General features: G+C 56.6%; 22 protein-coding genes. 10 read left to right on the top strand and 12 right to left on the bottom strand.

Annotated features, from left to right (window positions below; genetic code table 11):
* Positions 1-68 precede the first annotated feature (68 nt).
* The 8 genes from fabI to pspF all read right to left on the bottom strand — a co-directional run bounded on the left by fabI (position 69) and on the right by pspF (position 8,607).
* Entirely contained in the window at positions 69-857 is a 789-nt protein-coding gene (fabI, locus tag FHW74_RS16810) for an enoyl-ACP reductase FabI (RefSeq protein ID WP_183171521.1), read from the bottom strand.
* Between the two features lie 235 nt (positions 858-1,092).
* On the bottom strand, positions 1,093-1,563 hold the full coding sequence (locus FHW74_RS16805) for a helix-turn-helix domain-containing protein (protein WP_183171520.1): 471 nt from the start codon (positions 1,561-1,563) through the stop codon (positions 1,093-1,095).
* 693 nt (positions 1,564-2,256) lie between these two features.
* The gene (gene sapF, locus FHW74_RS16800; RefSeq protein ID WP_183171519.1) at positions 2,257-3,063 is read right to left on the bottom strand and encodes a putrescine export ABC transporter ATP-binding protein SapF; all 807 of its coding nucleotides are present in this window, start codon (positions 3,061-3,063) and stop codon (positions 2,257-2,259) included.
* A gap of 1 nt (position 3,064) precedes the next feature.
* Positions 3,065-4,057: a putrescine export ABC transporter ATP-binding protein SapD gene (sapD, locus tag FHW74_RS16795; RefSeq protein ID WP_183171518.1), complete on the bottom strand. Its 993-nt coding sequence runs from the start codon at positions 4,055-4,057 to the stop codon at positions 3,065-3,067.
* The gene (sapC, locus tag FHW74_RS16790; RefSeq protein WP_183171517.1) at positions 4,057-4,947 is read right to left on the bottom strand and encodes a putrescine export ABC transporter permease SapC; all 891 of its coding nucleotides are present in this window, start codon (positions 4,945-4,947) and stop codon (positions 4,057-4,059) included. The genes sapD and sapC overlap by 1 nt, the downstream gene beginning before the upstream one ends.
* Positions 4,934-5,899 (bottom strand): putrescine export ABC transporter permease SapB, encoded by a 966-nt coding sequence (gene sapB / locus FHW74_RS16785; protein WP_183171516.1) that lies wholly within the window; start codon positions 5,897-5,899, stop codon positions 4,934-4,936. Before sapB ends, sapC begins: the two co-directional genes overlap by 14 nt.
* Positions 5,896-7,536, bottom strand: coding sequence for an ABC transporter substrate-binding protein SapA (gene sapA, locus FHW74_RS16780; RefSeq protein WP_183171515.1), 1,641 nt, complete (start codon positions 7,534-7,536; stop codon positions 5,896-5,898). Before sapA ends, sapB begins: the two co-directional genes overlap by 4 nt.
* A gap of 90 nt (positions 7,537-7,626) precedes the next feature.
* Positions 7,627-8,607 (bottom strand): phage shock protein operon transcriptional activator, encoded by a 981-nt coding sequence (gene pspF, locus FHW74_RS16775; RefSeq protein ID WP_183171514.1) that lies wholly within the window; start codon positions 8,605-8,607, stop codon positions 7,627-7,629.
* A gap of 175 nt (positions 8,608-8,782) precedes the next feature.
* Here pspF and pspA point away from each other — a divergent pair, with 175 nt between their 5' ends.
* The 7 genes from pspA to tyrR all read left to right on the top strand — a co-directional run bounded on the left by pspA (position 8,783) and on the right by tyrR (position 14,594).
* Positions 8,783-9,451, top strand: coding sequence for a phage shock protein PspA (gene pspA / locus FHW74_RS16770; protein ID WP_183171513.1), 669 nt, complete (start codon positions 8,783-8,785; stop codon positions 9,449-9,451).
* Between the two features lie 56 nt (positions 9,452-9,507).
* Positions 9,508-9,732 (top strand): envelope stress response membrane protein PspB, encoded by a 225-nt coding sequence (pspB, locus tag FHW74_RS16765; protein WP_125294389.1) that lies wholly within the window; start codon positions 9,508-9,510, stop codon positions 9,730-9,732.
* Positions 9,732-10,091 (top strand): envelope stress response membrane protein PspC, encoded by a 360-nt coding sequence (pspC, locus tag FHW74_RS16760; protein ID WP_183171512.1) that lies wholly within the window; start codon positions 9,732-9,734, stop codon positions 10,089-10,091. Before pspB ends, pspC begins: the two co-directional genes overlap by 1 nt.
* An 18-nt stretch (positions 10,092-10,109) precedes the next feature.
* Complete coding sequence (pspD, locus tag FHW74_RS16755) at positions 10,110-10,334, top strand: phage shock protein PspD (RefSeq protein ID WP_183171511.1); 225 nt, start codon at positions 10,110-10,112, stop codon at positions 10,332-10,334.
* Between the two features lie 102 nt (positions 10,335-10,436).
* Positions 10,437-11,834 (top strand): YcjX family protein, encoded by a 1,398-nt coding sequence (locus FHW74_RS16750; RefSeq protein ID WP_183171510.1) that lies wholly within the window; start codon positions 10,437-10,439, stop codon positions 11,832-11,834.
* Positions 11,831-12,883 (top strand): YcjF family protein, encoded by a 1,053-nt coding sequence (locus tag FHW74_RS16745; RefSeq protein ID WP_183171509.1) that lies wholly within the window; start codon positions 11,831-11,833, stop codon positions 12,881-12,883. Before FHW74_RS16750 ends, FHW74_RS16745 begins: the two co-directional genes overlap by 4 nt.
* A 148-nt stretch (positions 12,884-13,031) precedes the next feature.
* Entirely contained in the window at positions 13,032-14,594 is a 1,563-nt protein-coding gene (gene tyrR / locus FHW74_RS16740; protein WP_183171508.1) for a transcriptional regulator TyrR, read from the top strand.
* 52 nt (positions 14,595-14,646) lie between these two features.
* On the opposite strand, the gene tpx is transcribed toward tyrR, so the two are convergent.
* Positions 14,647-15,150: a thiol peroxidase gene (gene tpx / locus FHW74_RS16735; protein ID WP_161658871.1), complete on the bottom strand. Its 504-nt coding sequence runs from the start codon at positions 15,148-15,150 to the stop codon at positions 14,647-14,649.
* A 137-nt stretch (positions 15,151-15,287) separates the two neighbouring features.
* Between tpx and ycjG the strand changes: the two genes are divergently transcribed.
* A complete protein-coding gene (gene ycjG, locus FHW74_RS16730) occupies positions 15,288-16,253 on the top strand; it encodes an L-Ala-D/L-Glu epimerase (RefSeq protein ID WP_183171507.1) in 966 nt (321 codons plus the stop codon).
* On the opposite strand, the gene mpaA is transcribed toward ycjG, so the two are convergent.
* Positions 16,244-16,957 carry a murein tripeptide amidase MpaA gene (gene mpaA, locus FHW74_RS16725; protein WP_183171506.1) on the bottom strand — a complete coding sequence of 238 codons (714 nt, stop codon included), beginning with the start codon at positions 16,955-16,957 and terminating at the stop codon, positions 16,244-16,246. The two genes, ycjG and mpaA, sit on opposite strands and share 10 nt — an antisense overlap.
* A gap of 204 nt (positions 16,958-17,161) precedes the next feature.
* On the opposite strand from mpaA, the gene FHW74_RS16720 reads away from it, so the two are divergent.
* Together FHW74_RS16720 and zinT are read left to right on the top strand one after the other, a co-directional pair.
* Complete coding sequence (locus FHW74_RS16720; protein ID WP_183171505.1) at positions 17,162-18,781, top strand: ABC transporter substrate-binding protein; 1,620 nt, start codon at positions 17,162-17,164, stop codon at positions 18,779-18,781.
* A 128-nt stretch (positions 18,782-18,909) separates the two neighbouring features.
* Positions 18,910-19,557: a metal-binding protein ZinT gene (zinT, locus tag FHW74_RS16715; protein ID WP_255459935.1), complete on the top strand. Its 648-nt coding sequence runs from the start codon at positions 18,910-18,912 to the stop codon at positions 19,555-19,557.
* 50 nt (positions 19,558-19,607) lie between these two features.
* On the opposite strand, the gene FHW74_RS16710 is transcribed toward zinT, so the two are convergent.
* Together FHW74_RS16710 and FHW74_RS16705 are read right to left on the bottom strand one after the other, a co-directional pair.
* A complete protein-coding gene (locus FHW74_RS16710; protein WP_183171503.1) occupies positions 19,608-19,955 on the bottom strand; it encodes a hypothetical protein in 348 nt (115 codons plus the stop codon).
* A 14-nt stretch (positions 19,956-19,969) separates the two neighbouring features.
* A complete protein-coding gene (locus FHW74_RS16705) occupies positions 19,970-20,572 on the bottom strand; it encodes a helix-turn-helix transcriptional regulator (protein WP_183171502.1) in 603 nt (200 codons plus the stop codon).
* Positions 20,573-20,586: the final 14 nt, after the last annotated feature.

Genomic DNA, 20,586 nt, shown 5'->3' with positions numbered 1-20,586 from the left:
AAGGGCAGAGACGTGCGGGGAATAAAAAAGGCGGGCCGTAGCCCGCCTTAGCAAAACAGCCGAGGGGATTATTTCAGTTCCAGCTCGTTCATCGCCGCAATGCTGAAGCCGCCGTCGACGTGAACCACTTCGCCGGTGATGCCCGCAGAGAGATCGGAGCACAGGAATGCTGCGCTGTTGCCCACGTCTTCAATGGTGACGGTGCGGCGAATCGGAGTAACCGCTTCGCAATGCGCCAGCATTTTACGGAAATCTTTAATGCCGGAAGCCGCCAGGGTGCGGATCGGGCCTGCTGAGATACCGTTGACGCGCACGCCTTCCGGACCCATCGCATTAGCCATATAACGCACGTTGGCTTCCAGAGACGCTTTCGCCAGACCCATTACGTTGTAGTTCGGGATTGCGCGTTCTGCGCCAAGGTAGGAGAGGGTTAACAGGGCAGAGCCCGGGTTCAGCATCTCGCGGCTGGCTTTCGCCAGAGCAACAAAACTGTAAGAGCTGATATCGTGAGCGATTTTAAAGCCTTCGCGGGTCACGGCGTTAACATAATCGCCATCCAGTTGATCGCCCGGCGCGAAACCGATTGAGTGCACGAAACCGTCAAATTTCGGCCAGACTTTCGCCAGTTCCACGAACAGCGCGTCAATGCTGTCATCTTCAGCTACGTCGCACGGCAGCACAATGCTTGAGCCCAGTTGAGCGGCAAACTCTTCCACGCGGCCTTTCAGCTTGTCGTTTTGATAGGTGAACGCCAGTTCAGCCCCTTCGCGGTGCATCGCCTGCGCGATGCCAAAGGCGATGGAAAGTTTGCTGGCGACGCCAGTCACCAGAATGCGCTTACCGGTAAGAAAACCCATAGCTTTTAATCCTTATCGTCGTTACTTATTTTGTTTTAAATTCATACAATTATGAGTCTAAAACCAAATTGCATGGAATGCAGAATGAAATTATAGCCTTTTACAGGCAGGAGTTGTCACGCCTTTTTGCTAAGACCAATGCGTCAGGAATCGCGATATGCCATTCACCGTACTCATTCATTTCTTTAATATACCATGCGGATAACGCTGCACTGATCCAACCTTTGAAACAGCATCAATATTTTAATGGCAAATGCTTGATTTCCTTGAGGCGTCCCACTTCAATCACGATGTAACCGCCGGTTTTCAGGTCGGAGAGAATTTTCATCACGCAGGTGCGAGAAAGATGCACTTTATCGCGGATGTAACGTTCGACTGAAATGCTGTTGCGCAGGGATTCAGGCTCATTGATCAACTCAATGAGTTGCTTACGGACCAGTTCATACGACGTCGGCGCGCTAATCTGATTACTGTACAGGTATATTTTATTAGTCTGTACCATCATATGGCGGGCTAAAAGCTCCCACAGCCCTCGCTCTTCGATGCGCTGAAGCACCTCTTCCTGGGGGAGAGTACATATTGTCGCGGTCTCTTTAACCACCAGATAGGCATCGGAAACAGCGATGCCCAGCACCGTCGGTGCGGTTAATCGCACAATCAGTATCTGGTCTACGCTACGGCGCAGTTCAGCGATACCGCTTTCCATAATATGGCATACTTTTACGCCACCCTGAATGAAATCAAGCCGGGTGCCCCGCGGATAATGGCGGGACGGGTAAGGTTTTAAAGAATCAATTAACTGTGCCGCATGAGGTGATGGGTTATTTACTGCAGCTATTAAACTATTCTCGCTCATCTATTATAAATTGCCTGTGACTTTCAGGTTTATCTCATGACTGGCACGCCAACCGCATAACGCGATCAAACGGGGTTGTTATTGTTGATAACCTGTAAAGATGATTAATGTTGTTTGTGTGAACAAATAAAGGCGTTATTGCAACTATCCTGACGAAACCCATTGAACGTAGGGGCAGAATAGCATGTCATGCAAAATGGGGGATTTACGCTTACTACACGATTCCTTTAAAGAAGTTAATTCCATAACACCAAGGCTTTAGCGAAATAGATGTTCTAAAAAAGACAATGTATGATGTTTTATTCAATAATATTGAGGAAGAATAATTTTGTTCAAAAACGAACAATTTTATTTTCAATAATTATAGTTTCTTTGGAATTATTGATTAACTTGATTTATAAAGACGCGTGGTGGGATGAGTAAGATAGGTGAATATTTCTCTCAGGCAATTAATATAAGATAAATATTAAAGCGCCGATAGTAATTTCAGGTAATCAGCACGGCTTTTTAATTGGCTTGCAGGCGGGTTGCCCCGCCCCTCGATCAGCGATCTTTACGCCAGGCGTCAGCCGTCAGCGCCTCGCCAAAATGGCTGGCGATTAAACGCTTAGTCAGATCGTGCAGCGGCGAGGCCAGCACATCTGCAGTGCTGCCGCGCTCCACCACTTCGCCCTGGTGCATTACCATCACCAGATCGCTGATATGCTTCATCATGCCGATATGTTGGGTCACGTAGATATACGAAATTCCCTGCTTTTCCTGCAATTCCAGCATCAGGTTGATTAACTGGGAGCGCATCGACATATCCAGCGACGCCAGCGCCTCGTCGGCGATAATCACTCTGGGACGTAAAATTAACGCGCGCGCCAGCCCAAGACGCTGCTTCTGTCCTGGCGCCAGCATATGCGGGTAATAGCTGGCATGGTCAGGCAGCAGGCCCACCATGCGCAACGTCTCAAGGATCTGTTTTTTGCGCAGCTCCGGCTCCAGATCGGTGTTCAGCCGCAGGGGGAAATCGAGGATTTGCGAAACACGCTGGCGCGGGTTCAGCGATGTCGACGGGTCCTGGAAAATCATCCGGATGCGCTGGCTGCGGAATGAGTAATCGCCGTAATGCAGTTTATGATCGTCAATCACCACCTCTCCGCTGGTGGGCTCTACCATCCCGGCCAGCATTTTTGCCAGCGTCGATTTTCCCGAACCGTTTTCGCCGATAATCGCCAGGGTCTGCTTTTCCCGCAGGGTAAAGCTTAATGGCTTGACGGCTTCCACGGTCTGGCGGTGAAACCAGCCGGTGCGATAACGAAAGGTTTTACTCAGATTGCGCACTTCTAACAGCGTCTCGACCATTTCACTCTTTCTCCATGTTTAGCGGGAAATGGCAGGCGAAAAGATGGCCTCTCGGCCCGGCCAGACGCGGCGTTTCAACGCATTTTCGCTGGGCGTAAGGGCAACGTGGCCCCAGGCGGCAGCCAATCGGTAATTGTTCCAGCAGCGGGATCGCGCCCTGTAACGTATTCAGGCGGCTTTTATGCGGCATCGCGCTGCCGAAATCGGGAATCGCGCGGATCAACGCCTGGGTATATGGATGATGCGGCATGGTGATCAGCTCTTCACTCGGCGCGGTTTCCACCGTCTGGCCGCAGTACATCACGTTAATGCGATCCGCCCACTGACTGAGCATCTGCAAATCATGGCTGATTAGCAGAATCGTGGTGTTGTTATTCTGATTCAGCCGGGTCAATAGCCGGAATATCTGCGCCTGAGTGGTGGGCTCCATGGCGTTGGTCGGCTCATCGGCGATCAGCAAGCGCGGCTGGTTGGCCAGCGCGATGGCGATCATCACTTTCTGGCACTCCCCGTCGGTCAGCTCATACGGGAAGCTGTTCATCGCGTCCTTATGATCTTTAATCCCCACCCGATGCAGCAGCTCGATGGCGCGCTGTTTGCGCCAGCCGAAGCGCTGCCACCAGCGGCCTTTCCAGGTCCAGGCGGGAATGTTCTGCATCAGCTGGCGGCCCACTTTCTCAGAGGGATCAAGACAGGACTGCGGCTCCTGGAAGATCATCGACACGTTATGGCCCACCAGCCGCCGACGCTCCCGCGCCGACAGGCGCAGCAGGTCGATATCGTCAAACCGCATTCGGTCAGCAGTCACGCGCCAGTTGTCTTTGGTCACGCCGCAAATCGCTTTGGCGATTAAACTCTTACCGGAACCCGATTCGCCGACCAGCCCACGGATTTCCCCCTCGGCCAGCGTCATGCTGACGCGATCGACAGCTTTTACCCACTCGTCACCGGCTTTAAATTCGATGGTGAGATTACGGATATCAAGTAACGGCATTATTCCACTCCCGCATTAATGGCGCGTCGGATACCTTCGCCAAGCAGGTTGATCAGCAACACGCTGACCATAATGGCGGCGCCGGGCAGCATGACCGTCCACGGCGCGACATAAATCAATTCTAGCGCATCCCCCAGCATTGCTCCCCACTCGGGCGAGGGCAACTGCGCGCCGAGATCGAGAAAGCCGAGCGCGGCGATATCCAGCACCGCCATCGACAGCGCGCGCGTCACTTCGCTGACAAACACCGACGCGGTATTCGGCAACACTGCGAACCAGAGAATATTCAGGGTTGATGCGCCGTCAAGGCGGGCCGCTACCACGTACTCTTTTTCCAGTTCGTCATGCACCATGCTGTAAACCGAACGCACGATGCGCGGCAGCAATGCCAGCCACACCGCGAACATCGCATGGGACAGCCCCGGCCCGGCAAACGCCACCACGATAATCGCCAGCAGCAGGGAAGGGATCGACAACAACGTATCGAGAATATGGTTCAGCAGCGCTGAGCGCAGCCCGTGGGTGGACCCGGCGATAACGCCCAGCACTAACCCGACGATCGCCGCGCCCAGCGTCACCACGAACGCGCCGCCGACGGTAGGGGCCGCGCCGCTCAGCAGGCGGCTTAATACATCGCGGCCTAAATCATCGGTGCCTAAAAAGAACGACACCTCGCCATAGCGCGACCATGACGGCGGCAGCAACTGATAACCCAGAAACTGCTGGTTGATGTCGTAAGGGGAAAACAGCGAGCCAAACAGGCACAGCAGCACCAGCCCGGCGCAGCCGTACAGGCCGACCATCGCCATGGTATCGCCATAGAATTTGCGCCATACCGTACGTAATGCCCCCGGTGGGCGCTTTTCGCTGTAAACATTATCGTAGGGCATACCATTCCTTATGCTTCAGCGGGTTCGCCATGGCCCCGAGGATATCCGACAGCACGTTAACCGCGATCACCAGTGCGCCAATCACCATCACGCCAGCGGAAATCGCCGCAAAATCTTGCTGGCGGATAGCGTTAATCAGCCAGCGCCCCAGCCCCGGCCAGCTAAATACCATCTCAGTGATCATCGCCAGCGTCAGCATGGTGGAGAATTGCAGGCCCAGACGCGGGATCACCGGCGGCAGGGCGTTATGCAACACGTGGCGGCGCAAAATGGTGATCCGCGACAGGCCGCGCGTGGCCGCTGCTTTCACATAGTTTTGATCGAACACCTCGATGGTGCTGATGCGCATCAGGCGGATCACTTCGGTCGTCGGCGCCAGCGCCAGCGTCAGCACCGGCAGCACCATATGGCGCATGGCGCTGATAATCATCTCATCGCGCCACGGCGAATCCGACAGCCAGGCGTCAACCAGCGCGAAACCGGTCACCTGTTTTACTTCATACAGCAGGTCGAAGCGCCCGGACACCGGTAGCCAGCCCAGGGTGAGCGAGAAAAATAGCGTCAGCAACAGCGCCAGCCAGAATACCGGAATCGACAGGCCCACCAGCGCCAGCCCGCTGATAAAGGTGTCCTGCCATTTATTGCGCAAAATCCCCGCCAGCATCCCCACCGGGATACCCACCAGCAGCGCAAAGCCAAACGCCAGAATGCACAGCTCCATGGTGGCCGGGAAAACTTCCCGCAGCTGGGCGGTAATCGGTTGGCCGTTAATGCTGGACACGCCGAAATCCCAGTGCAGCACGCCGTCAAACCAGAACCACCAGGCGTTCCACAGCGATGCGCCCTGAAGCGGGGCGTGCGGTGTAAAATAGCTCAGGCAGAAGCCGACGATACTTAAAAACAGCAGCGTCACCAGCAACAGCAATAAGCGACGCAGGGTAAAAATAATCATGGCGCTTTCACCTCCGCCTCGTCCCGGGATACGCCAGCGAATGACGCATTACCGAACGGGCTCAATACCAGCCCTTTGATATCATAGCGCGATGCCTGCAGACGCAGGGAAGACGCCAGCGGCAGCACCGGCAGTTCTTTCGCCAGCATCCGCTGGGCCTCATCGTAGGCTTCGATGCGCGCCGCCAGTTGCTGGGAGGAGAGCGCTTTTTGCAGCACCTCGTCAAATTCCCGATTACACCAGTGCGCCACGTTGCTCTGGGAGCGAATGGCCGCGCAGCTCAGCAACGGACGGAAAAAACTGTCCGGGTCGTTACTGTCGGTGGCCCAGCCGGCAAGCGTGAGATCGTGATTCATATCCATCAACCGCGCTTCCTGGAAACGGCCTTCGACCGGCACGATCACCACCGTCACGCCCACCTGGGCCAGATCGGCCTGAATCAGCTCGGCGGTTTTTAGCGGGCTGGGGTTCCAGGCCTGAGAGCTGGTCGGCACCCACAGTTGCAGGGTTAAATTCTGCACCCCCAGCGCCTCAAGCTGCGCTTTGGCCCTGGCGGGATCGTATTCAGTGATTTTCGCATCGTTATCGTAGGCCCACGACGCGCGCGGCAAAATTGAGGCGGCGGTTTCGGCGGTGCCGTAATAAATCGACTGCATCAGGCGTTGATTATTGATTGCCAGCGCCAGCGCGTGGCGTACCGCCGGGTTATTCAGCGGCGCTTTATTGGTATTGAATCCGAGATAGGCGATGTTCATCCCGGGGCGTAGCGTCAGGCGCAGGCGCGGGTCGTCGCGTAAAATCGACAACTGGCTGGCGGCAGGCCAGGCCAGCACATCGCATTCGCCAGTGAGCAATTTTGATAAACGCCCGGTGCCGCCGGAACCCAAATCGATGACCACCTGAGGCATCAGCGGCTTACCGCGCCAGAAGTTATCGTGACGCGCCAGGCGGATAAATTGCCCGGCTCGGTACTCACGCAGTTTAAAGGGGCCGGTGCCTACCGGTTCGCGGTCCAGCATCTCCTGGCGATCGGCCTTAGTGAGTTTCGCCGCGTATTCCGCCGACATCACCGACGCGTAATGGGTCGCCAGATGCCATAAGAACGAGGCATCGGGCTGGGCGAGGCGAAACTCAACGCTGTATTCGCCAATTTTACGCACGCTTTTCACGGTATCGGCAAATTGCAGGCTGTCGAAATAGGGATAGCTCGCGCCGTTAACGCTGTGCCAGGGATTATTGCGATCGAAAATACGCTGGAAACTGAATACCACATCATCCGCATTGAGCGGACGGGTCGGCGTAAACCAGGCGGTGGTCTGGAACTGCACGTTTCGGCGCAGGTGAAAGCGATAGGTCGCGCCGTTATCCAAAACTTCCCAACTGTCCGCCAGTTCGGAAACCAGCCGGTAGGTATAAGGGTCGACGTCCAGCAGCCGGTCATACAGTTGCGCGGCCAGGGTATCAACGGTCAGACCGCTCCCCGCTTTTTGTGGATTAAAGGTATTTACCTGTCCGTTGACGCAATAGACAAACCCGCTCTGGCGAATATCGGCAAGGGGTTTTGGGGCAGGAGCCGCATGGGCATACCCGCCAGAAATGCCGAGCGCCATTATCAGGGAAGACAAAAATACGCGCATAAGTTTTTGAGTTATTTTGACCAATAGTCAAAGTGTATCGCACTTAGTGGGGCCAGGGAAAAATCTCTGCGCCAGTTGGTGCAAAAGCCATCACTGGGCGGCGATCTGATGCTTTTTCAACAGGGCGCGTAGCTGGTGATAAGTCACCCCCAGTAACTGCGCGGCGCGTTTCTGATTGTACTTCGCCTGCGCCAGGCTGGCTTCCACCAGCGCTTTTTCGCTCTGCTGTTGCCACTGGCGTAAATCGAGCGGCAGGGTGGGCAAGCCGTTATCCGCCGTTTCAGCTTTTAGCGTCGCGGGACGGGAAAACGGGTCGACAATAATGGTATCCACCGGCGTATCGCTGGTGCCGTGGCGATAAATCGAACGCTCCACCACGTTTTTCAGCTCGCGGATATTGCCTGGCCAGCCGTAGTCCAACAGGGTTTGCTCCGCCTCTGGGGTAAAACCAGGGAACAACAGCCAGCCGAGTTCGCGGCACATCTGGATAGCGAACTGTTCGGCCAGCAGCATGATATCGCTGCGTCGCTCGCGCAGCGGCGGGAGCTGAACCACATCAAATGCCAGCCTATCCAGCAGGTCGGCGCGGAATTTCCCTTCTTCGACTAACTCCGGCAGGCTGGCGTTGGTGGCGCACACCAGACGCACATTGACCTGTAACGGCTGGCTGCCCCCTACGCGCTCCAGCTCGCCATATTCGATGACCCTGAGCAGCTTTTCCTGGACCATCATTGGCGCGGTCGCCAGCTCATCGAGAAACAGCGTTCCGCCGTCGGCGCGCTCAAACCGGCCTGGGTGGCGCTTCTGCGCGCCGGTAAACGCGCCCGCTTCATGGCCAAACAGCTCGGAATCGAGCAAATTTTCATTCAGCGCCGCGCAGTTCAAAGAAATAAACGGCCCCTGCCAGCGGCGCGACAGAAAGTGAATGCGGCTGGCAATCAGCTCTTTACCGGTGCCGCGCTCACCGATCACCAGCACCGGTTTATCCAGTGGCGCCAGCCGCGATACCTGTTCCAGTACTTCCAGGAAGCTATTGGCCTCGCCAATCAAGTTATCTTTGTATTCTGCCATGATGAAATTGACCACTTGTTGGTGGATATGACTACCATTAAAGATATCATACCTGACGGCAATCTGTTCAAATCCAGTAAAAACAATAAATTATAAAACTGGCACGATGTTTGTATTAGTTAAAACGAAATCGAGCAGGGCGCGTGACGCCCGGATAATCAAAGAGGATTGAGTTATGGGTATTTTTTCTCGTTTTGCCGACATCGTGAACGCCAACATCAACTCCCTGCTGGAAAAAGCAGAGGACCCGCAAAAGCTGGTGCGTCTGATGATTCAGGAAATGGAAGACACCTTAGTTGAAGTGCGTTCCACCTCCGCGCGCGCGCTGGCTGAAAAGAAACAGCTCAGCCGTCGCATTGAACAGGCGACCGCCCAGCAGGCCGAGTGGCAGGAAAAAGCCGAACTGGCGCTGCGTAAAGATAAAGACGATTTAGCCCGTGCGGCGCTGATCGAAAAACAAAAGCTGACCGACCTGATCACGGTACTGAGCGACGAAGCCACGCAGGTTGACGAAACCCTGGCGCGGATGAAAACCGAAATCGGCGAACTGGAGAACAAACTTCAGGAAACTCGCGCTCGCCAGCAGGCGTTGACCCTGCGCCACCAGGCCGCATCGTCATCCCGCGACGTGCGCCGCCAGCTCGACAGCGGCAAAATTGATGAAGCCATGGCGCGTTTCGAATCGTTTGAGCGCCGTATCGATCACATGGAAGCAGAAGCCGAAAGCCAGCGTTTTGGCAAACAAAAAAATCTTGATCAGCAGTTTGCCGATCTCAAAGCGGACGATGAAATCAGCGCCCAACTGGCTGCGCTTAAAGCCAAAGTACAGCGCGACGTTGAATAATAAAATAGCTGCGGCGGAGTGAAGCGCCGCAGCGCCTTTACTGTCAAGGAGTACACATGAGCGCACTTTTTCTCGCCATCCCGCTAACCATTTTCGTGCTGTTCGTCGCGCCGATCTGGCTGTGGCTGCACTACAGCAACCGCAGCTCGCGCAGCGAGTTAACCCAGAGCGAGCAGCAGCGCCTGGCGCAACTGACTGAAGAGGCTCGCCGGATGCGCGAACGCATTCAGTCGCTGGAGCAGATCCTGGATGCTGAACACCCTAACTGGAGAAACGACTAATGAGCTCCTCTTTTGGAAATCGCAAACTGTGGCGTATTCCCCAGCAGGGCATGGTTAAAGGGGTATGCGCGGGCATCGCTCAGTATCTCGACGTGCCGGTGAAGCTGGTGCGCCTGATCGTGGTGCTGTCGATGTTTTTTGGTCTGTTCTTTTTTACCCTGGTGGCGTACATCGCCCTGACATTTATTCTCGACCCGATGCCGGAAGGCGCAGAGCAGGGCGAAGGCGCGCCGCGCAGCAGCGATTTGCTGAACGACGCCGATGCCCAACTGGCTGAATCCGAGCAGCGCTTACGCGCCATGGAGCGCTACGTGACCTCAGACACCTTCACGTTGCGCAGCCGTTTTCGTCAGCTTTAACTCTTAACTGGAGAGCGAATGAAACCAACCCGTTGGCAGCAGGCTTCTGTGAAAGCGCGTCCCGGCCTGAAACTGGCCGGTAAACTGATCATTCTCGGCGCATTGCGTTACGGGCCTGCGGGCGTCGCAGGCTGGGCGGTGAAGTCGGTCGCGCGCCGGCCGGTTAAAATGCTGTTAGCTTTCGCCCTCGAACCGCTGTTAAAGCGACTGGCGACCCGATTGTCGCGCAATATCAAACCCTGATTGACAAAAAACGCATCGCAAGGGCACAACGGGGACGTGCCTGACCGCTAAATCATCCCCATAATAGCCTTATCAATACGCTTGCTCGAAAACAGGATGACGATGAAGCGAATCAAGACTGAACTCAATGCATTGGTCAACCGCGGCGTCGATCGCCATCTGCGGCTGGCCGTCACTGGCCTGAGCCGCAGCGGCAAAACGGCGTTTATCACCGCCATGGTGAATCAACTGTTAAACCTCCACGCCGGCGCGCGCCTGCCGTTGTTGAATGCGGTGCGCGAAGAGCGGCTGCTGGGCGTGAAGCGCGTGCCGCAGCGCGATTTGGGCGTGGCGCGCTTTACCTACGATGAAGGGCTGGCGCAGCTGTACGGCGAGCCGCCGGCCTGGCCAACGCCCACCCGCGGCGTCAGCGAGATGCGCCTCGCGCTGCGCTATCGTTCAAATGAATCCCTGTTGCGTCATTTTAAAGATACCTCGACCCTGTACCTGGAAATTGTTGATTACCCGGGCGAATGGCTGCTGGATTTGCCGATGCTGGCCCAGGATTACCTGAGCTGGTCGCGGCAGATGACCGGGCTGCTCAAGGGGGATCGCGAAGGCTGGTCGCAGCAGTGGCGCAAGCTGTGCGACGGCCTCGATCCGTTAGCGCCCGCCGATGAAAACCGTCTGGCGGCGATTGCTGAAGCCTGGACCGACTATCTGCATACCTGTAAACGCGAAGGGCTGCACTTTATCCAGCCGGGGCGCTTTGTGCTGCCCGGCGATATGGCGGGCGCGCCCGCGCTACAGTTCTTCCCCTGGCCGGATGTGGACGGCGTGGGTGAATCGCGTCTCGCCCAGGCGGATAAATCCACCAACGCCGGGATGCTGCGCGAACGCTATCGCTACTATTGCGAAAAAGTGGTTAAAGGCTTTTATAAAGATCACTTCCTGCGCTTTGACCGCCAGATTGTACTGGTGGACTGCCTGCAGCCGCTCAACAGCGGGCCGCAGGCGTTTAATGATATGCGGCTGGCATTGACTCAGCTTATGCAAAGCTTCCATTACGGGCAGCGCACGCTGTTTCGTCGCCTGTTCTCGCCGGTGATCGACAAGCTGCTGTTTGCCGCCACCAAAGCCGACCATATCACCGCCGATCAGCACGCCAATATGGTGTCGCTGCTCCAGCAACTGGTGCAGGATGCCTGGCAAAATGCCGCCTTTGAAGGTATCAGCATGGACTGCCTCGGGCTGGCGTCGGTACAGGCCACGCAAAGCGGGTTGGTGGACGTGAAGGGTGAAAAAATCCCGGCGTTACGCGGTCACCGATTAAGCGACGGCGCGCCGCTGACGGTCTATCCTGGCGAAGTCCCGGCGCGTTTACCGGGCAACGCCTTCTGGGAAAATCAGGGGTTCCAGTTTGAACAGTTCCGCCCGCAGCGGATGACGGTGGATACGCCGTTGCCGCATATCCGGCTGGATGCGGCGCTGGAGTTTTTAATAGGAGATAAATTGCGATGAGCGAGCCGTTAAAACCGCGAATCGATTTCGCCGAGCCGCTCCAGGCGGACCGGGAACCGCAGATCAAAAGCGCCCAGGCGTTTAGCGAGCCGGAAGCGGAGCTGTTCACCCCGGCGCTGACCACTGCGCCTGATCCCGACGACGGCCAGGCCGAAGCCGTGGTGGAAGCCGCGCTGCGGCCCAGACGCAGCCTGTGGCGGCGTATGGTTACCGCCGGGCTGGCGCTGTTTGGCGCCAGCGTAGTGGCGCAGGGCGTACAGTGGACCCTCACCGCGTGGCAAACCCAGGACTGGATTGCCCTTGGCGGGCTGGCGGCGGGCGGGCTTATCGTCGCGGCGGGCGTTGGCGCGGTGGGCACCGAATGGCGGCGTTTGCACCGTCTGCGCGAGCGCGCCACCGAGCGCGATGAGGCGCGGGAGTTGCTGACCAGCCACGGCATGGGCAAGGGCCGGGCGTTTTGCGAAAAACTGGCGCGCCAGGCCGGGCTGGATCAGGGCCATCCGGCGCTACAGCGCTGGTATGCCGCCATTCATGAAACCCATAACGACCGGGAGATCGTCGAGCTGTACGCGCATCTGGTGCAGCCGGTGCTGGATAGCCAGGCGCGGCGTGAAATCAGCCGCTCGGCGGCGGAATCCACGCTGATGATCGCCGTCAGCCCGCTGGCGCTGGTGGATATGGCGTTTATCGCCTGGCGCAATTTACGTCTGATCAACCGCATCGCTGCGCTGTACGGCATTGAGCTGGGCTACTTTAGCCGCATCCGGCTGTTCCGGCTGGTGCTGCTGAATATCGCCTTCGCCGGCGCCAGCGAAATGGTGCGTGAAATCGGCCTGGACTGGATGTCCCAGGATCTGGCCGCACGCCTCTCCGCACGGGCAGCGCAGGGCATTGGCGCAGGATTGCTGACCGCGCGTCTCGGCATTAAGGCCATGGAGCTGTGCCGCCCGCTGCCGTGGCTTGATGATAAGCCGCGCCTCGGTGATTTCCGCCGCCAGCTCCTGACTCAGGTCAAAGAAACTCTGCAAAAGAAACCGCGTGAGAGTTAACCCTTCGGCGCTGTGAACGTTTAACTTTACGGCGCAGCGCCCAATTTTCCGCCATACTGTCAATGATTGTTGACAGACATCTTCCTGGTGAAGGTTATCTTGAGTATCATCGCCCCGTCATTGGCCCTTAAGCATGAAGGTTACCCCCATGCGTCTGGAAGTATTTTGCGAAGACCGAATCGGTCTTACCCGAGAATTACTGGATTTACTGGTGCTGCGTAGCATTGACCTGCGCGGCATCGAAATTGACCCTATCGGGCGTATCTACCTCAACTTTTCCACCCTTGATTTTGATTCATTCAGCAGCCTGATGGCGGAAATTCGCCGCATCTCAGGCGTGACCGACGTGCGCACCGTGCCGTGGATGCCGTCAGAGCGGGAAAACCGCGCCCTGGCAGCGCTACTGGAAGCGTTGCCGGAAGCGGTGCTATCGCTGGATTTAAAAAGCAAAGTGGAACGGGCTAACCCTGCCAGCTGCGCGCTGTTCGCCATGAGCGAGGCGAAGCTGCGCAACCATAACGCCGGTGCGCTGATTAACAGCTTTAACTTCCAGCGCTGGCTGGATAGCGACCCGGTGGACTCCCATTCAGAACATGTGATCATCAGCGGCCAGAACTTCCTGATGGAAATCACGCCGGTGCATCTGGAAGAAGATAAAGGCGTGAACACGCTGATTGGCGCGGTGGTGATGCTGCGCTCCACGGTGCGTATGGGCCGCCAGCTGCAAAACCTGTCGAGCCTGGATACCAGCGCGTTCAGCCAGATCGTCGCGGTCAGCCCGCGGATGCGTCAGGTGGTGGAGCAGGCGCGTAAATTCGCGATGCTCAACGCGCCGTTGCTGATTGTTGGCGATACCGGCACCGGCAAGGATCAACTGGCCCGTGCCTGCCATCAGGCCAGCCCGCGCGCCGAGAAGCCCTATCTGGCGCTTAACTGCGGCTCCATCCCGGAAGACGTGGTGGAAAGCGAGCTGTTCGGCCACGCGCCGGGCGCCTACGCCAACGCGACGGAAGGTAAAAAAGGCTTCTTCGAGCAGGCCAACGGCGGCTCGGTACTGCTGGATGAGATCGGCGAAATGTCGCCGCGTATGCAAACCAAGCTGCTGCGCTTCCTGAATGACGGCACCTTCCGGCGCGTCGGCGAGGAGCACGAAGTCCATGTGGATGTGCGGGTGATTTGTGCCACGCAGAAAAACCTGGTGGAGATGGTGCAGAAGGGCACGTTCCGTGAGGATCTCTACTATCGCCTTAACGTACTGACCCTTAACCTGCCGCCGCTGCGCGATCGTCCGCAGGACATCATGCCGCTGACCGAACTGTTTGTGGCGCGTTTTGCCGATGAACAGGGCGTGGCGCGTCCCAAGCTATCCAGCGATCTGAGCAATATGCTGACTCGCTACGGCTGGCCGGGTAACGTGCGCCAACTGAAAAACGCCGTATACCGCGCACTGACCCAACTGGAAGGCTATGAACTGCGCGCGCAGGATATCCTGCTGCCGGACTTTGACGCCGGATCGCTGCCGGTTGGCGAAGAGGCGATGGACGGTTCGCTGGACGAGATCACCCGGCGTTTCGAACGCTCGGTATTGACCCAGCTTTATCGTAGTTATCCCAGCACCCGCAAGCTGGCGAAGCGCCTCGGCGTGTCGCACACTGCGATTGCCAACAAACTGCGTGAGTATGGCTTAAGCCAGAAGAAGGGCGAAGAGTAGCGATTATTCGCTATCTCAGGTGAAGAAGAAGGGGGCTGAACGCCCCCTTTTGTTATTTCAGAGCTTCCAGAGCGGCGTCGTAGTTCGGCTCATGGGTGATTTCATTCACCAGTTCGCTGAATACCACTTCGTCCTGCTCGTTGATCACCACCACGGCGCGAGCGGTCAGGCCTTTCAGCGCGCCTTCTTCGATACCCACGCCGTAGTCCTGCTGGAATTGCGGGTTACGCAGAGTGGACAGGGTGATGACATTGCTCAGGCCTTCCGCGCCGCAGAAGCGGGACTGGGCGAACGGCAGGTCGGCGGAGATGCACAGCACCACGGTGTTATCCACGCTGGTCGCCAGCTGGTTGAATTTACGCACTGACGCAGCGCACACGCCGGTATCAATGCTCGGGAAAATATTCAGGACCTTACGTTTGCCGGCGAATTGGCCAAGCGTAACGTCAGACAGATCTTTTGCCACCAGGCTGAAGGGTTGTGCTTTGCTACCTTGCGCCGGGATCTGACCGACTACGGATACCGGATTGCCCTGAAAATGAACGATTTGTGACATAGTTATCTTCCTGTTTACATATAGTTAACGTCGCCGACAGTGTATGCCATCATTCAGGCGTTGAATATAAAAAACTGATTCGGCGGCCGGTAAATTCGCTCGCTATAATGGAGCAAACCATTGGAGAGGCTAAATAAATGCGCAGCGTAAAGGTCTATCAGGAATCCTGGCCCCTGCATTCGCCGTTTGTGATTTCGCGCGGGACGCGCAATGAAGCGGTGGTTGTGGTGGTGGAAATTGAGCAGGACGGCGTAAAGGGCGTGGGCGAATGTACCCCTTATCCGCGTTATGGTGAAAGCGTTGAATCAGTGATGGCGCAAATCATGACCGTGGTGGAACCGCTGGAAGCCGGTGCCAGCCGCGAGGCGCTTCAGACACTGCTTCCCGCCGGCGCGGCGCGCAACGCCCTGGACTGCGCGCTGTGGGATCTGGAGGCGCGTCGTGAAGGGAAGCCGCTGAGCGGATTGCTCGGCGTTACGCTGCCGGAATTTGTGCTGACCGCGCAAACGGTGAGCATCGGCACGCCGGAGCAGATGGCGAGTTCAGCGGCGGTGCTGTGGGATAAAGGCGCACGGCTGCTGAAAATCAAGCTCGACGACCGGCTGATTACCGAACGGATGGTGGCGATCCGCGCTGCGGTGCCCAACGCGACGCTGATTGTCGATGCTAACGAGTCCTGGTCCGCCGATGGTCTGGCGGCACGCTGCCAGTTGCTGGCGGATCTGGGGGTGGCGATGCTGGAACAGCCGCTGCCTGCGGCAGAAGACAGCCAACTGGAAAACTTTATCCACCCGCTGCCGATCTGCGCCGATGAAAGTTGCCATACCCGGGCATCGCTGCCAGGGCTGACGCGGCGCTATGAGATGGTCAACATCAAGCTGGATAAAACCGGCGGCCTGACCGAGGCGCTGCTGTTAAGCGAGGCGGCGCGGGAGCAGGGTTTTGAAGTGATGCTTGGCTGCATGCTGTGCACCTCCCGCGCTATCAGCGCTGCTTTGCCGTTAAGCGTTCAGGCGCGTTTCGCCGATCTCGACGGCCCCACGTGGCTGGCGGTAGACGTGGAGCCGGCGCTGAATTTCTCGACCGGGGCGATTCACCTGTAAGGCTGCCAGTGCAGTAGCGCCGTCATGGCGTCAAGATAGCGCTCGCTGGCTTCGTCAGCGGAAATAGGCGGGAACTCGGCGGTGATGCAGGGCAGGTTGATGTCTGCGCACCAGCTGCCGAAGGAGCCGGGAGTGGCGTAGCCGACGCTGGTGACCAGCGGTAAATCGAACGCCTGCGCCAGCCACTGCCCGAGGGCGCTGCTGCCCGGATCTTCAATACAGGCCAGCGGGTCGTGGAATGAGACCACCCAGCGCGGCGCAATCTGATGAATCAGCTGGCACAGCGCCACGGTCTCTGGCTCTGAGCCGGGCTTTTCGCCGGTGGACAACACCACATCGCGCTTATCCGCCGCGCTGTTCCAGCGATACACCGTGTCGCCCGCCTTCCAGTTAGCCGCCGGAAAGTTGCGATTTAAATCCACGCCGTGCGCATTGGCGCGCAGGCCAAGCTGGCAACCGTCCGGATTGACCGCCAGCACCACATGATGCTGACGATGTTTAGGCTCCAGGGCGCGCAGGGCGCAGGAGAGCGTCACCATGGCGGCGTTTTCATCGCCATGGGTGCCCGCCAGGATCAGCCCGGCATTTTCACTGGCTTCCGGCGCCGGGAACCACAGCAGCGGCGCGCCTAAGACGCTTTTTCCGTAGCGTTCCGCGCCCGGAGGGAAATGGCCACGCTGCGAGCGAGGGCGTAACGTTGTCATAGCTCTCTTTCCTTGAAGGGATGATGTGATGAGTGTTGAGCAAAAGCGCCCGGAAATCAACTGCCTGCGCCTGTCCACATTTCTGAAGATAAATCGTCGGCGGCGTTTGCATTTCACTACGTCAAAACAAATAATTAACGCCAATTAATAATCAGCTGGCCGCCTGTAAAGACGCGTCGGTATCGTTGAGTTTAGGGGGTTGGTATGGAATTACCGGTGCGAATCATATCCGGCGTGTTGCTGGCGGGGAGTGCGTTAACGCCTGCTGTTGCGGCGGACGTCCCACAGGGCACGGTGTTGGCGGACAAACAGGAGCTGGTGCGCCATATTAAAGATGAACCGGCCTCGCTGGATCCGGTTAAAGCCGTGGGGCTGCCGGAAATCCAGGTGATCCGCGATCTGTTTGAAGGACTGGTAAACCAGAACGAGAAAGGCGAACTGACGCCAGGCGTCGCCACCAAATGGCAGAGTAGCGACAACCGCGTCTGGACCTTCAGCCTGCGCAGCGATGCCCGCTGGTCCGATGGCACGCCGGTCACCGCGCAGGATTTTGTGTATAGCTGGCAGCGCCTGGTGGACCCTAAAAACACCTCGCCTTTCGCCTGGTTCGCCGCGCTGGCGGGCATCACCAATGCCCAGGCGATTATCGACGGCAAAATGCCTGCCGATAAACTGGGCGTCTCCGCGCCCGACGCCGCCACGTTGCGGGTGGAGCTGGACAAGCCAGTGCCTTATTTCCCGAACTTGACGGCCAATTTCTCCCTCTATCCCACCCCGAAAGCCGCCATTGAAAAGTGGGGCGGCGAGTGGACAAAACCGGGCAATCTGGTGGGCAACGGCGCGTATACCCTGACCGAACGGGTGGTGAACGAAAAGCTGGTGGCGACGCCGAATAAAAACTACTGGGACAACGGCAAAACGGTGATTAGCAAAGTCACGTTTATTCCAATTAACCAGGAATCCGCTGCCACCAAACGCTATCTGGCGGGCGATATTGATATCACCGAATCCTTCCCGAAAAACATGTACCAGAAGCTGCTGAAGGATATTCCCGGGCAGGTGTATACGCCGCCGCAGCTTGGCACCTATTACTACGCGTTTAATACCCAGAAAGGCCCGACGGCGGATCGACGGGTCAGGCTGGCGCTGAGTATGACCATCGACCGGCGCATTATGGCGGAAAAAGTGCTGGGGACCGGGGAGAAACCGGCCTGGCGATTTACGCCGGACGTGACGGCGGACTTCAAACCGACGTCGTCAATGTTTGAGGAGATGAGCCAGCAGGAGCTGAACGCGCAGGCCAAAACTCTGCTTCAGGCCGCAGGCTACGGCCCGAACAAGCCGCTAAAACTGACGCTGTTGTATAACACCTCGGAAAACCACCAGAAAATCGCCATCGCGGTGGCCTCGATGTGGAAAAAGAATCTTGGCGTAGATGTGAAGCTGCAAAACCAGGAGTGGAAAACCTACATCGACAGCCGCAATACCGGTAATTTCGATGTGATCCGCGCCTCCTGGGTGGGCGATTATAACGAGCCGTCAACCTTCCTCTCACTGTTGACCTCGACCCACAGCGGCAATATCTCGCGCTTCAACGATCCGGCGTATGACAAAGTGCTGGAGCAGGCCAGCCGGGAAAATACCCTTGCAGCGCGTAACAGTGATTACAACCATGCGGAAAAAATCATTGCTGACCAGGCACCGATTGCGCCAATTTATCAGTACACCAACGGGCGTTTAATTAAGCCCTGGGTCAAAGGTTATCCGATCAATAACCCGGAAGACGTGGCCTATACCCGCACGATGTATTTGATTAAACACTAATTTTTCCCTCTTATTTCTCCTCTCATAAAGCACCCGGCGCGAAAAACTTGCGCCGGGTGCTTTTCATCATCCAAAAACATGTTATGTTATATTATAACTTTTTTCTGGGAATGGATGAGGGACGTATTTTGGCAGGTCAATTTTCTAAAATCGCTGTGGCGCTGGGTGCGCTTATGTTCAATGGTTACGTGCTGGCACACGGTCATTCGCACGGCAAACCGCTGTCCGAGATGGAGCAGAAAGCCGCCGAGGGTGTGTTTGATAATAAAGATGTTAAAGACCGTAATCTGTCCGACTGGGACGGCGTCTGGCAGTCGGTTTATCCGTATTTACAGAGCGGCGATCTGGACCCGGTATTCAAAAAGAAAGCCGAAAAAGATAAGCAGAAAACCGTTGAAGAGATCAAGGAGTACTATCGTAAAGGGTATATCACGGATGTGGAGATGATCGGCATCGAAAACGGTGTGATGGAATTCCATATCGGCGACAACGTGAACGCCTGTAAATATGACTACGCCGGACACAAAATCCTGACCTATCAATCCGGCAAGAAAGGCGTACGTTATCTGTTTGAGTGTAAGGATGCCAGCAGCAAGGCGCCGAAATTCGTCCAGTTCAGCGATCACATCATCGCGCCGCGTAAGTCCGCGCATTACCACATCTTTATGGGCAACACGTCTCAGGAAGCGCTGCTGGAAGAGATGGACAACTGGCCGACCTATTACCCTTACCAGCTCACCAAAGAGCAGGTGGTGGATGAGATGTTGCACCACTGATTATTGCCAACACCAGAATCAGGCCGCTCACCTCGAGCGGCCTGGTTTATTCAACGCGATGGCCGGTAAGGCAAAGTGAATTCTGCAAGGGGATGTTCAAGATTCGCGTTATGCGCACCCTGAATTTCAGCCACGATGACCTGATAACCCTTAATCCATTTCTGGCTCTGGTTTTTGGCTTTTTTATGGCTAATCTCGGTCATCAACTTGTCCATATCTTCGCGATTGCGCCAATAGTAGTTATTGATGGTTTTACCGCTGACTGAATCCGTGACGCTTTCCATGCCAATAAACCCCGGTAATGTAAAGGTGTAAGATTCAATTAGCGCATCAAGCTGGTAAAATTCCTGGTCATATTCTTTCTTTTCAAAAATAAAACTGCTGAGAAACAGGCTCATGTGTTTCGCCTCGTTTAGTGATGAAATTCCGCCACCGTCATGGTGAACACCAGACGGGTAGTGTGCTCGTTAGCGTATCGATGCGCGGCTTCGGTTTTCGCTACCGCCGAACTGCCGGCCTGCAACACGCTGACGTTCTCATCCACGGTTAAGGTCAACACGCCTTCGTCAACGTGAAACAGTTCAACGGTGCCGGCAGGGTGACCCGGAGAAGTAAAGGCCTCGCCTGGCTCCAGCACCCAACACCACAGTTCAATCATCGTTGGGCCTGCGGTGCCTGCCAGCAGACGCGCATTGCCGCCGTGATCGCCTTTCCAGAGAACCGGAATTTTCTCCGGTTCGATAACATGGATGGCCGGTTCGCTGGAGACATTAACGATATCGGCGACCGAAACGCCCAGCGCGGCGGACAATTTGCATAAAATGGCGATGCTGGGATTGGCGCTGCCTTTTTCGATTTCTACCAGCATTCCTTTGCTTACCGTGGCGCGGCGTGAAAGCTCATCGAGAGAGAGTTTCTTCTCTTTGCGATACGCCTTGATGCGGCTCGCCACGGCCTGATTCACGTGCGAAACATCCGCCCCTTTCTCGGTCATTATATTGACTTTTTCAGTCATCGGTCACTACCATG

The sequence above is a fragment of the Atlantibacter sp. RC6 genome (genome assembly GCF_014193285.1).
Taxonomy (GTDB): Bacteria; Pseudomonadota; Gammaproteobacteria; order Enterobacterales; family Enterobacteriaceae; genus Atlantibacter.
Note: the sequence above shows the minus strand (reverse complement) of the source record. Positions and strands in the feature narration are given on the sequence as shown.